The sequence below is a fragment of the Flavobacterium sp. LC2016-23 genome, from assembly GCF_009674775.1.
In the GTDB taxonomy this organism is placed as follows: domain Bacteria; phylum Bacteroidota; class Bacteroidia; order Flavobacteriales; family Flavobacteriaceae; genus Flavobacterium.
In genome coordinates this window covers 1-14,068 of sequence record NZ_WKKE01000036.1, presented here as the reverse complement: position 1 = coordinate 14,068, position 14,068 = coordinate 1, and the positions used below count along the sequence as shown (strand labels likewise).

The following is a 14,068-nucleotide window of genomic DNA, read 5'->3' as shown; positions in this document are numbered from 1 at the left end:
GATATATAACGAAAGTTATGAATTTTCATTAGTAAGAAATACGGTAAATACGTAAATGTACCGGATTACGGACAAATTATCGGGATAGACGGACAGATGCTTCAGTATAATGTTCTGCTTCAGCCAGTTCCATAAACAATACTATGGTGGTTTTAACAATATCACTCATAAATTTATAGTTAAATTTTAAATAACCACTGCTGTCTTTACTGGTATGAAGGTTTGGATTTCTGGTTGCTCCGCCTTCTCCGATATGCAGGGCCGGATTTTTATTGTACCAAAAACTGGCATGATCGCTTTCTGCCAAAGAAGGTGTGCTTTCCCCATTACCTTCAACAAGGAGTGATACTATTTTTAAATCTTTTACATACCTGCTTCCTGATTTTATAAAAGATTCACTCAGTTTTGTGGAGTTTTCATTAGAAGTACTGATTACAAAATCTCCTCTGTATTGGTTCTTTGCTACTTCTTTACAGACTTCAGGATACAGCTGATCAAAACCTTCCGGTACAATCTGTGAACCGGGTTGATCAGAAGCGATGCCGATCATATCAAAATTGATGACGCCGCCGATTTTTTCCGATTTTTTCAGACCTCCTGCAAAAACATACGAAAGACTTCCTATGAGGCCATCTTCTTCTTTATCAAATGCTATAAATTTGATATTGTGAGCAAAGTTATATTGCGAAAGGACCCGCATGACTTCAAGAAGTCCTATTACACCCGAACCATTATCATCCATTCCTAAACTGCCCGGATAGGAGTCGTAATGCGCCGATATCATAAAAGTTCTGGCTTCTTCCTCCTGCCCCGTTATACTTCCCACAACATTTTTTACATCGTGTTTTTTATTTCCGGCCGGTACAATTTCGTTAGACCCTGTTGTAGCTTTAGACATTTCATTAAGCTCTGAATTGGAAATTCTAAACGTATCATAATAGGCCTTTAAACCATTGTCTTTAAAAGATTTTTTTAGATACTCACCGACGCTTCGCAAGTGTTTTTCTGCTATGTCAGTACTGCTATTGCGCTCGCCATTTATGAATTGTAGATCTTTGATCATACGAACCGTATCTACTTCTTTGAGGAGCTGTTCGATTTCGATTTTATACCGGTCATCTGCGACTAACTTTATAGTGCTTTTCGCGGGATCAAAGGTATTGTCATAAGTCCATACAATTCTTCTGTTCTTACCTGTCGCTACAGGAAAGCCAATATCACCTTGAGCATTATCTTTGTTTATAGTGTAGGTACGACCGTTTTCATCCGTAATTTTTAACCACACCTCTATCTGATTCTCTTCTTTATCTGAAAGATCGTATACGATGCTTACTTTATGATTTTTTTTGTCGATAATTCCTTTTACGTTGGTGACTATTGCCGGATTATTGGCCTGGCACCAAAGGATGGAGAAGAAAAATAAAAATGTTATTGTTTTTTTATGTGTTTTCATTTAAAAATTATTTTCGCCTTTAGAGGTGCGGATTAAAAACGGATGTTCTTTCAGTTCTGTACTGTTTAGCCTGCTATTGAACCAACGAGATAATGTCCCCGGTATAAAAAAGGAGTTCAAATCTGTTGTACATTAACTGATAATTAATCTGATTTAAGGATAAGGAAGCTTCTACATAGTTTCGTTGTGCAACGCCTAAATCCAGAGGGCTTCCCTGTCCCAGATAGTAACGTTCTTTTTCAAGTTCATAGGCCCTTCTTGCTGATTCTGTCTGATCTTGCCTGTAGGTGACTTTTTTCTCGTTTGCAGCAATGGTAGACATTACGTTTTTAAGCTCAACATAGATATTACTTTTGGTTTGCACGACATCGAGTTCGGCATTCTTAAAATCCTGTCGGGCCTTGTAGACCACGTTTCTGGTCTGCAATCCGTTGAATATGGGAACCTGCACCGAAACACCAATGGTGGTCGTGATATTGTCCTTGTAAAACTGATCGTTAAATCTTCTGGTCTGAAAGGAGGAATATCGGGAACCATAATCGTAGTAAATAGAAACCGAAGGAATAAACTTAGATCGCTGTAAGGCCAGTTCATACTTTTTTACCATTGATTTCGCTTCAGTTTGCTGATAATCTTTACGGCTCACCAATGCTTTTTGATACAGGCTGTCAATGTTCATTTTACCTGTAAACATTGCTTCTCCCAGAATACTGTCCAGTTGCATTTCCCGCGACGGATCTAATCGCAAAAGCAGGATTAATTCATTTTTCTTCGTATTCATTACATTTAGATTGTCTTCCCGCAAGGATTTTAAACGGCTCCATTCTGCGTTTTGGGTATAAAAATCCTGTCCCGGCAATGATCCTACTTTTATGAGTTCGTCCGTTCTTCTTAATTGTTCTTCCTGCACATCGCAGAACTTATTATAAATCACGTCCTGTTTCATTGCCTGCAGGGTTTCCAGATACCTTCCGACGACTTTCAACAGTATGAATTCTTTTGTATAAGCCAGCTGTGCTTTCTGACTTTCATAATTGGAACTGGAAAGTTTCAGATCAGAAAGTTTACTGGCGAGATTCAGAATATCCCAGCTTGCCGTAACGGACCCGTTTACATACTGTCCCGTTTCTGTTCGTAACATTCCGGTTAACTGGTCAAAATTGGTTCCGGTAGATTCAAATACATTTCCGGAACCATTTACACTTGGCAATAAAGAGAAATGGGCTCTTTTTTTATCATATTTTGTACTGGCTTCGTCATTTTTATTTTTAGCAATATCCACATTATTTTCTAATGCCAGTTTTAACGCCTGATCCAGACTCAGTTTTTCCTGTGCCTTCAAAGCGAAAATGTTTACTGCAAACAGAATCAAAAAACATAGCTTATTCATTGTCAATCGCAAGTTTTAGTTCTCGTGCCTTATTCGTGCTTTCGGTCACTATTTTGCCATCCAGTAAGTTAATGATACGATCTGCATATTTAGCATCTTCCGGCGAGTGCGTTACCATTACGATTGTTGTTCCGGACTGGTTTAATTCCTTTAATAAGTTCATGACCTCTATTCCGTTTGCTGAATCGAGATTTCCTGTTGGCTCATCGGCAAGAATTACTTTCGGATTGGTTACAATTGCCCTTGCGATCGCCACCCTTTGCTGCTGACCACCTGAGAGTTGTTGTGGAAAATGGCTTTTCCTGTGCATGATTCCCATTCGTTCCAGTCCTGCATTTATTTTTTCGGCACGTTCTGCACTTGTCATTTTCAGGTATAAAAGCGGTAATTCGACGTTTTCATATACCGTTAATTCGTCTATAAGATTAAAACTCTGAAAAACGAATCCTATGTTTCCTTTTCTCAGGTTGGCCCTGTCTTTTTCTACATATTTGACCACCTCTTCGTCTCCAAACCAGTATTCTCCTCCGGAAGCATTGTCCAGCAGGCCCAAAATATTCAATAAGGATGACTTTCCGCATCCGCTGGGTCCCATTATGGCTATAAATTCTCCTTTTTTAATGTTTAGACTTATTTCGTTTACGGCTGTAGTTTCCACTTCTTCGCTCGTATATACTTTTAATAATTTATTTAGCTTTATCATGTCTTTTTTATTCTGTTTTAATAATTCAGTTACCATACTAATTCTTCATTATCCCCGAAAGTGCTGTAAGAGGAAATAATAACACGATCGCCCGGATTCAGTCCTTCGATGACTTCGTAGTGCGCCACGTTTCGTCTTCCTAACCTAATCTGCCTTTTTACCGCCTTGTTTGTTCCCTCTGCTACGTAAATCCAGTTTCCTCCGGTACTCTGATAAAATCCGCCTACCGGAATTAACGTGGCAATGGAAGGGTTTCCTAAATCAATTTTCAAACGTAAGGACTGTCCTCTTGTGATCCCTTTTGGAATGGTTTTCATAAACTGCATGTCTACATCAAATCTTCCGTCTTTGATATTGGGATAGACATAGGTAATCTGCAGTTCGTAGGTTGTATTGGCAATTTCGGTAGTGGCACGAAGTCCCTGTTTAATTTTAGACAGATACAATTCGTCTATAGGCACTCTTACCTTATAAACTCCGGTAATATCAACCTGGCCAATGCGCTCGCCTTTGTTGATGTTCTGCCCTTCCTGCAGCTGCGGTGACGTTAGTTGTCCGTCAATCGGTGCTCTGATCACCAGGTAGTCCAGTATTTTGCGAACGCCGTCAAGGTTTTCCATCATACTTAATTCTGACGTGTGCAATTGTTTGATCTGCACGACACGCGAAACAGAATCACTTTCAAACGCTTTAAGTGTAAATACTTTTCTTTTGATGTTGTATTTATAATCTGCTTCTGTTCGTTCAAAAGCCTGTTTTGAAATCAATTGTTTTTTGAATAAGATGCTGTCTCTTCTAAACTGTGGTTTTAAAATCTGCAGTTGATTTTCAATCTGGGCCAACTGTTGTTTATTGGCCAAAAAGTTCTGATCTAATTCAAGCCTTGTCGTACGGATTCTGTTTATCTGCTCGCTTAATGAATTTTCCTGACCCAAAACGCTAAGTCTGAGATTGATGTTTTCCAATTCTATGATCTTATCGCCTTTTTTGATCTGTACACCGCTTTCCTTGAAGATTTTGGTAATATTTCCGCCTTCAACCGCATCTAAAAAATAGGTTCTTCCGGACACTACTTCTCCCTGCTGAACAATATATTCCTGGAAATCACCTTGTTCAACATTTGAAAATGCCACTTTTGAAGGGTCTATTTTTAACGTCGATTTGTTTTGATATGCTACCAGAAAATACACTATAAAAATTGCGAAGAAAACACTGAGTGCGACGTAACTTATTTTTTTATAGGTCCACTTCTTTTTAGAGATTTTTTTATCCATTCTGTTTATACTATTAAATTTTATTGCTTTTCAGCAATAATTCTATTCCTTCTTTTTACTGCGGCTTCTATTGCCGTAATTTTATCAGTTCCATAATTTCATCACCGGACTCTTTATGGAACTGAGATTAAAATTAATAATTCATTATTTCTGATTTTATTTCCTCTAAATCACCAATCCACATTGGTTTTGGGCTGATGGACTGCGCCGTGAACACCTTAAATGTTTTGCTGTCGTCCCTGTGCTTGACGTACCGTAAGGTGTATATGTCCTCTTTAACGCCCAGGATTTCTACTTTACCATTTGTCATGGACATTACAGGCCCTTTTGCCGTAGAGGCTAAACCGGTACAATTGCGTATGGCTTCGGAATAAATTTCGTGCGCTCTTTCTAACGTTTCTGCAAAATAATGCTGTGCTCCTGTATCTCTTGGCAAAAACATGTAGTAAGGAACACAATTGAGCTGTACTTGTTTTTCCCACATTCTGGTCCACGTTTCCGGGCTGTTATTGATAAATCGCAATAACGGAGATTGTGTTCTGATGGTAGCTCCAATTTTTATCAGGTTATCGATGGCTTCTTTTACTACTGGCGGTTCTAACTCGACCGGATGATTGAAATGTGCCATAAAACCCAAATGTTTTCCGGCTTTGGTCACTTTTGACAATACATTAAGCATTCCTTCTGCATCCTCGTCGGTTGTAAATTTGTATGGCCAGTAGCTCAGTGCTTTTGTTCCTATACGTATTGTTTTTATACTGTCTACTTTTAGTAAGGGTTCTATATAAGAATCTAATACACGGGAGTTCATAATCATCGGGTCTCCTCCGGTAAACAGTACTTCTGAAATTTGGGGGTTTTCATTCAGGTATTCTAAAAGCGGGCCAATTTCCTTAGACTGAATTTTAAAATCCAGGTCGTTTATAAACTGAGGCCATCTGAAACAAAAAGTACAATAGGCGTGACAGGTCTGACTCTGACTTGGGAAAAAAAGCAAAATATCCTTGTACTTATGCTGAATTCCTTCCAGTTTATCATCATTGATATACGCACTGTTTAAATCTACCTGTCCTGCAGGGTGCGGATTTAATCTCATTCGGATGTTATAAATCACCTCTTTAATTTCTTCTTCAGTACCTGTAGCCCTGATGTGTTTTAGCTGCTCAAAATCTTCTGTCAGCAGCATTTCCTTGTGAGGAAAATTGAGTCTGAAAATCGGGTCATCCGGAATATTATTCCAATCGATGAGTTTTTCCAGTACATAGTTGTTTGTTTTGAAAGGATATATTGAGCTGACAATTTTAATTTCTTCCATCTGCTCTTCACTAAGTCCGCTTAACTGTGGAATTTTTTCAAGCTGCCCTAATGTGTATGATTTAAATTTTTCCATATTTACTTTATTAAATTATAATTTTTTCCTGGTACTCTTAAAAGCCGGTGTGTGATCTGATGTAATCCGATGCTCTGTTTCCGGAGTGGAATTATCCCATAGAGGCCAAAATTTTTCTAGGGCCTGTAAATGGTAATCTTCCATGCAGGGCAGTCATATTGTCTACCATCAGTAAATCACCTTTTTGCCATGGAACCGGTATTGTAATGTCGTCCAGTACTTTAATTATATTTTCAATGTATTCTTTCTTGATTTCTGTTCCGTCTGCAAAACGGGAAAACATAGGCAGGGCGTCTTTTTCTCCGCCATTCATTTCTAATAAAGTTTCATAAATTTCTTCTCCGTAGATCGCAGGAAAGAACTGGTCTACCTGATTGAACCACAAGCGGTCTCCTGTAACCGGATGTTTCCTGATCGCCGGTCTGCGTTGTGTTAATCGTACGATTCCGTTGGCTTTCCAGCTTACTTCAATTCCATTTTCTTTACAATAGGCTTCCATGAAGTCTTTGTCTTCGGTTTCAAAGGCTTCCTGCCAGGATGGTCCTAAACCGCCCCCCGAATGTAAATTTCGGATGTATATAATTTCTTTTTCATCAAAAGCTTTCACGACTTCCGGCTCTATTAATTCCAAGGCTTTTTTACAGTCTCCAACAGTCGTTTGTCCTCCGGTTGAAGCCGGGTTCTGGCAGCAGAAAAATATTTTCTTCGGATATATGTTTGAATACGAAAATTCGGTATGCAGCCTTACAATGGAAGCTTCGTCGTATTCGGATGCGTTGTATACATTGGAGGAATATTTTCCTCTTGAGGAGTTACCGTCCAGAAAGTCCGGGGCTTTCGGGCATAAATTTTTCATCAGGGTTCCAAATTTATCCACGTTGTCAATGTTAATTCCTACTACATGAATAGCTCCCACATTCATTAATCGGTCTTCAATAAATTCTTTATTTTCTTCGTAATAAGCTAAAAATTTATCCATGCTCCCGTCTTTAAAAGTGATTGTCATCGGATATTTGTTTTCCTCTACCAGTATGCCTTCTTGTGATGCTAATGTTTTCATTTTTTTTCCAGTTTTTTTATTTGGTTACTTATTTATTAGTCAATTTCGTAGTGTAATTCTTTTTCTCCGTACAGGCGTTCGGCCTTGATATTATTTTCTGCACAGTGGCTGATCAGGTTGTTGGAAGCTACTATCGGATGTGCCGCTTCATCAAAACGAACGCTGCTGATAAATTCTACCCACGGCTCTAATCCCATTGCGTATACATAAAGTTCTTTTGGTTTGAATGATTTTACGAGCCCTTTTCCCCTGTCGAAATTGGATCCCGCAAGTCTTCTGCCGTTATCCATTTCCCTGTCGACTTCTCCTTCGATTAAGGGGCCGTATACCCAGGAGAAAGGGGCGCCGTCACATTCCATTCCTAAAAAGATAACATCGATGCTGCCTACCTGTTTTGCCACTAAATCATAGAGTTTAGGTTCGATATTGCAGGAGTCTGCCATGAATATCATTGAATTCTTTCCGATGTTGACGTGGTAGCAGATTTTTGCCTGAATGTCTAAATCACCGTGTTCTCCTAAAAAAGGGATTCCTGTAATTTTGCATTCTTTATGTTCTATGGTTTCCATATCCTGCAATTCGATCACATTTTTAAAACCAATTGTTTGCAACATGATTTTTAAGTTGGGATCCTGAAGGTTTCCGGTGGTGCCCTTTGGGACTACGATATTTTTAACCATATGGCGCAAACTCAGCATCGTTTCAAAAAGAATATGATCCTGATGATTGTGCGTTATCAGTACGTAATCAATTTCTTCCGGTAAATCCTGCAGCGAGTATCTGTTGACTTCGTTTTGATAGCCGTAATAGCTTATTACCGGATCTACCAATATCGATATGTCTTTGGTCTCGATTAAGATACAGGCATGACCGTAGTAGCGCATCCTGATTTTATCGCCTGTATATTTTTGATATTTTACAGGCTTTTCTGTGGTAAAAAAGGATTCAAACAATTCTTTTTGATCTTCGCTGATCTTAAAATCCTTTATCAGGTTTTCCAGGGTATCCGCTTCATTTCGCATGCTGCACATTTTATCGATGGCTTCGTGTGCAAAGGGGATATTGATTTCCAGACAGTTTTTTTCGGGCAGCCTTGCCGTACTCAATACAAAGGGACGTTCGTCATTTTCAGTCAGCCAAAGTGTAATACTTTGTGTATCTGTATTGTAATATTCACTTTTGTACATGAGACTTTCAAATATGCGAAAGGAAGGATTTCCGTTAAGGTCATAATTGAGTTCTACATAGCCTTTTAAGATTTCCGGTACTTTTTCGTAGAGCGGTTCCAGTGAATGCCCGGTTCCGTGTTTTTTTAGCAAACGGGTCAGTTCATGAATGGCTTCGGCCAGCTCAAACATTGGTTTTCGTTCTTCAAAAGCATGTTTAATCAATCCTTGTACCTCCTCTTTTCTGTTGGAATCGTAATTCATAAAAGGGCCGCCCAGCATTTTCGGGTTTTTTGTTGCGGCCATATGAATATTGGGTGCCTGTACATATGAATTCATGATTTTTAAGTGTCTGGATTTCATATTCATCGCTGCCGTGGGCGGATAAATCAAATGGGTCCAGGCATACCATTTGTCTATTAATGGTTCTAAAATGACATTGGGTTTTAGATATACTTTTTCATTTTTCATGGTAATAATTTTGATATAGTGATCTGATCCGCCTTTGTTTGTGGCGGATAAAATGTATGGTTTAATAAGTGACCGGTTTAGGACTGAATTGTAGCACCCAATAGTTCCTGCGCTATGATTTCGATATTCTTCGTTAACTGAATGGCATCGTAGTGATTTCCCTGAAGGTAGATGTGATCAAATTTCCCTGTCGTAAATTTTTCCCATTCTTTCATATTCAGGAATTCATTGCTGATGTTGTTTTTGGTTTTGAATGCCAGAATATCTCCTTTTACTTTCCCTCTTTGTTTGTACTTGTTGTTGAGTTCAATGTTGTTTCTCCAGAGTTTTCGGATACGGATGATCTGTTCTTCGTTATACTCAAAACCGCTTAACCATCCTTCCAGATAACGCAGCTCGTTTTCATTGGCTTGTTTCACTTCATCGGTTAGTTTTGGTTTTCTTCTGCTGATATTTCGGTCAATAAGGATCAGTCGTGTTTCAAATCCTTTGTCTTCTAATATTTTTGCCGTTTCAAAAACTAAACTTGCTCCTAACGAGAATCCAATCAATGTGAGCTTTCCAGGGGAACGGTCTTTGGTAATTTGTCGCACAAAATTCCAGGCTTTGTCTTCCAGGTTTTTATCAAATGGTTCGTCAAAATCAAATCCATTATCCTGGATTCCGTAACAATTAAAGTCGTTTTTCAGCATTTTTACAATTCCCAGATAGGCTAATGAAGTTCCCATTAACGGCGGGAAGAAGAATGCATCCTCTGCTTTTTCTGTGGTATCAGACAGTGTAATAATATTATTGAAATCACGCTGGTAATTGCTTATTAACTCTACCAGGTCTTTGATGTACGGTGCGCTGATTACATTTCCCAAGTTGATTCTCAGATCCATTTCGGCATTTACCCTTGAAACCATCTGAAGGGCTTTCATCGAGTGTCCGCCAATCTCAAAAAAGTTATCCTCAATCCCCACTTCTTCACGTTCCAGAATTTTTTTCCAGATTTCGACCATCACTACTTCATTTTCGTTTCTTGGTGCTACATATCGGGTTTTAGAAATCTCCGTTGGCGTTGGTAATGCTTTTTTATCGATTTTTCCATTCAGCGTAAGCGGGAATTTTTCCAGTTGAATGAAATGCTCCGGAATCATATAGGCTGGCAGGAAGTCTCTCAGGTATTCTTTGAGATCGTTCTTTTCCAGTACCTCATCAGAGATAAAATAAGCGATCAGGTATTCATCGTCCTGTACTTCGTGTACGTTTACCACCACCTGATGCAGCAGCGGATGTGACAGCAGATTGCTTTCTATTTCCCCTAATTCTATACGAAGTCCTCGTATGTTGACCTGCGCATCATTTCGTCCGATAAATTCAATGTTTCCATCTTCCAGCCATTTTGCTACATCTCCCGTTTTATATAAACGTCCTTCTCCAAACGGATTTGGAATGAAAGCGGCAGCTGTAAGTTCTTCTTTGTTGATGTATCCTCTTGCGATACCGGCTCCCCCAATATATATTTCGCCTTCAAAACCTGCCGGCATTGGATTAAGCTTGCTGTCGAGTATGTAAATTACTTTATTGGTTATTGGTTTTCCGATGGGCACCTGTCTGTCTTCAGATTGTTGGTCAACTTTAAAAACAGTACTTACGACAACAGCTTCTGTCGGTCCGTAATTGTTGTAAAGTGTAAATGGTACTTTCTCTAAATTTCCGAGTGTGTCTCCTCCTGTCAGAATTTTGATATTCGGATTAATTTCTTTTCCGGACTGTATCAGGAACTTACAGGCTGCTGTTGGCAGGAATACCTGATCGATTTCTTTTTCGTGAATCCAGTCAATCAGGTTGTCAAAACCTGTTTCCTGTTTTTCAGCGGCCATATATACTGCGGCTCCCTGTAAAATTGCCGGCCAGAATTCCCAGACACTGGCATCAAAACTGATACTGGCGAACATGCTTACCCTGCTTTGGTGTGTTACGCCATAATACTCAGCATGCCATTCACAAAGATTGATTAATCCTGCCTGTTCAATCATTACACCTTTCGGTTTTCCCGTAGAACCCGATGTGTAGATGACATAGGCGAGATTATTGGTATGGGCCAGGTTCTGAAGATTGGTCGTTGGGTACTGCTCTAACTGGTACCATTCCTGAGGTACTTTGAACGTTTCGGCTTTTAATTTTTCTTCAAAATGATCGGTCAGTACTAAGGTAACACCAGCATCTTCCAGTTGATAGTTGATACGATCGATTGGCGTTTTTGCATTCATCGGTAAATAGGCCGCTCCCGTTTTGGCAATGGCGAGAATACTGATCACGAGCCACTGATTGTGTTCTGCAATAATTCCGATTACATCTTCCGGTTTTGCATCATAGGTGTTTTTCAGGTATTGTGCTAATTGATTTGCTTTTTCGTTCAGCTCTTTATAGGTCATTTCATAAACACCGTCTACTACCGCTATGCGATCTCCGTGTTTTACCACCTGTTTTTCAAACAAGTCTGTAAGTGTTTCCCCAGGCGTGTTTATACTACCTTTTCCGGCAAATTCTGATAACAGCAATTGTTTTTCCTCTTTTTGAAGGTAATTTAATTCGTAAATTTCTTCTGTCGGATTTTCTACAATGGAAGACAATAACTGCATCAGATGGCTTCCCATTTTTTCAATACGATCTTTAAAAAAGATATCGGTATCGTATTCAACAGTCATGATTAATCCTCCGTCACGTTCCCTGAAATAATACGATAAATCGAATTTACTAATAGGCATTCGCACATTGGTTTCTTCAATTTCCAGTCCGTTCAGGTGCAGTGTACTTTCCTCATCAGCGTTGGCATCCTGCAATACCACCATGATATCGATAAGCAATGACCTGCTTAAATCTCTGATTAATTTTAAGTCATCAACTAATTTATCGAACGGATAAATTCTGTGATCAAACGCTTCCAGTACCGTCGTTTTTACGGTTTGCAGGTAGCTTAAGAAAGAATCTTTCTCTTTGTACTGACTTCTAAATGCCAATGTATTGGAATAGAAACCGATCTGATCTTCTAAGTCGGTATGGCTTCTTCCGGTAATGGCTGTTCCAATAATGAGCTCTTCGTTTCCGGTGTATCGAATCATCATGGTTTTTACCAGGGTCAACAATCCCATGAATAAAGTACTGTTCTCTCTGGACAGTATTTTTTGGAATTTTTTAGTGGTTTCAGCATCTATGGTAAAATACAAACGATCTCCGTTAAACTTACGGGACAGCGGACGTACCAAATCGGTGGTTATGTCCAGCGGTTCTCTTTCACCAGCCATTTTTTCATTCCAGTAATCTTTGTGACGCTGCAAGTTTTCACCACTCAGCTCATTCTGCTGCCAGGTCGCAAAGTCTTTGTACTGAATATTTAATACGGGTAACTGATGCTCTTCTCCTTTGGAATAGGCATTGTATACCGTAATGATTTCTTTATTTAAAATTTGTAAAGACCACTCATCTCCTATGATATGATGAATATTAAACAAAAACAGATATTCGTCGTCAGCCGTTTGATATAAACTCACTTTTATCAGCAGATCTTCTCCGAGGTCGAATATTTCCTGAGAGGCATTTTGTGCCAATCCGATGGCGAAGTTTTTAGGATCCTGTTCTTTTCTTAAATCGACATAATCGATATCAAAATCAATTTCATCAAACGGTACAATTTTTTGAAGCGGCTCTTCCATCGTTTCCACGAAAACCGTTCTGAATACCTCGTGACGTTCTATGATCGTTTCAAAAGTTCGTTTTAAGATCTCTTTATCCAAGTTTCCTTGCAGCCAGTACGTATGCGGCATATTGTATACTTCACCGGAGGCTTCCAGTTTTTCTAATACCCAAATGCGTTTTTGCGGATAGGATGGCGGATAATACTCCTTTTCTTCTGTTTTTGTAATTGGCGTGTATTCCTCAAAGTCTTCATTGATAATCAGTTCTGCCAAATCGCCTAATACCGGATACATGAAAATATTTTTTAATTCTATTTTCTTGGAAAGTATCTTGTAAATTCTCGAAACAATCTGAATTCCTTTAAGGGAATGTCCGCCGAGTTCGAAGAAATTGTCGTTGATTCCGATTTTCTCTTTCCCCAGTACCTCTTCCCAAATGGCGATCAGGACACGTTCTGTTTCATTGGTTGCTGCGACATATTCCCTTACGAGTCCTTCTGTTGGGTTGGGTAAAGCACGTTTGTCTATTTTTCCATTGGGAGTTAATGGGAATTTTTCGATGCCCGTCAAATACGTTGGAATCATGTATTCCGGTAAGCAGCCGGTCAGGTATTTTCTCAGCGAATTGCTTTCTACCTCTTCGCCGGTATAATAACCTGCCAGATGTTTCTCGCCATCGATTTCCATTCCCACCACCACACTTTGCTGTACGCCTTCATAGCTTAACATGGCCGAGATGATCTCTTCCAATTCGATTCTATAACCACGAATTTTGATCTGATGGTCAATTCGGCCGTAGTATTTTATGCTGCCTTCTTCGTTCCACATACATAAATCCCCGGTGTTGTACATCACTGTATTTTCCTGGTACGGATGTGGAATAAACGCCTTTGACGTCAGTTCTTCCTTGTTTTGATACCCAACGGCAATTCCCGCTCCGCTCATATACAGCGTTCCGATGACGCCAATAGGTACCAATTGTAATTCTTTGTCCAGAATGTACGACTGCATATTATCAACAGGGCGTCCGATATACTGAATATCCTGAGTTTCTCTTACCTTTTTATAAGTCGAATACACCGTAGTCTCTGTTGGTCCGTACATGTTCCAGATCGTTTCCGAGTATTGGATGAGTGATTCTCCCAGGGATAGCGATAACGCTTCTCCTCCAGTAATCACACGGACTTTATCGCTTCCTTCCCAGCCGGCATCTACCAGCATTTGCCAGAAGCCCGGCGTGGCCTGCATGATTGTCGGATCGTGTTTTTCAAACAATTCGATAATGGCTTCCGGTGATTTCAATGATGGTGTAGAAGCGATAATCACGCTTGCCCCCACATGCAGCGGCAGGAATAATTCTACCACGGACATATCGAAAGCATAGGTTGTAACGGCCAGTAGCGAATCGGATGCGTTTGCCGAAACTTCGCTTTCCATCGCGTACATCAGATTGGTAACGGAGCTGTGACGGATTTTTA

Annotated in this window: 8 protein-coding genes; all 8 read right to left on the bottom strand. The window is 39.6% G+C overall.

Features of this window, described 5'->3' with window-relative positions; translation table 11 throughout:
* Positions 1-76: 76 nt before the first annotated feature.
* Complete coding sequence (locus tag GJU43_RS21980; RefSeq protein WP_154344011.1) at positions 77-1,453, bottom strand: M28 family peptidase; 1,377 nt, start codon at positions 1,451-1,453, stop codon at positions 77-79.
* A gap of 73 nt (positions 1,454-1,526) precedes the next feature.
* Entirely contained in the window at positions 1,527-2,843 is a 1,317-nt protein-coding gene (locus GJU43_RS21975; protein ID WP_154344009.1) for a TolC family protein, read from the bottom strand.
* Positions 2,836-3,546 carry an ABC transporter ATP-binding protein gene (locus GJU43_RS21970; protein WP_154344007.1) on the bottom strand — a complete coding sequence of 237 codons (711 nt, stop codon included), beginning with the start codon at positions 3,544-3,546 and terminating at the stop codon, positions 2,836-2,838. Before GJU43_RS21970 ends, GJU43_RS21975 begins: the two co-directional genes overlap by 8 nt.
* A 29-nt stretch (positions 3,547-3,575) precedes the next feature.
* Positions 3,576-4,820: an efflux RND transporter periplasmic adaptor subunit gene (locus GJU43_RS21965; RefSeq protein WP_154344005.1), complete on the bottom strand. Its 1,245-nt coding sequence runs from the start codon at positions 4,818-4,820 to the stop codon at positions 3,576-3,578.
* A 133-nt stretch (positions 4,821-4,953) separates the two neighbouring features.
* Positions 4,954-6,210, bottom strand: a complete 1,257-nt coding sequence (locus tag GJU43_RS21960; RefSeq protein ID WP_154344003.1) for a KamA family radical SAM protein — start codon at positions 6,208-6,210, stop codon at positions 4,954-4,956.
* Positions 6,211-6,301: 91 nt separating this feature from the next.
* Complete coding sequence (locus GJU43_RS21955; RefSeq protein WP_154344001.1) at positions 6,302-7,270, bottom strand: TauD/TfdA family dioxygenase; 969 nt, start codon at positions 7,268-7,270, stop codon at positions 6,302-6,304.
* Between the two features lie 35 nt (positions 7,271-7,305).
* Complete coding sequence (locus GJU43_RS21950) at positions 7,306-8,907, bottom strand: MBL fold metallo-hydrolase (RefSeq protein ID WP_154343999.1); 1,602 nt, start codon at positions 8,905-8,907, stop codon at positions 7,306-7,308.
* A 77-nt stretch (positions 8,908-8,984) separates the two neighbouring features.
* Positions 8,985-14,068: non-ribosomal peptide synthetase (locus GJU43_RS21945; RefSeq protein WP_154343998.1), on the bottom strand; the 5,084-nt coding region annotated here is incomplete at its 5' end.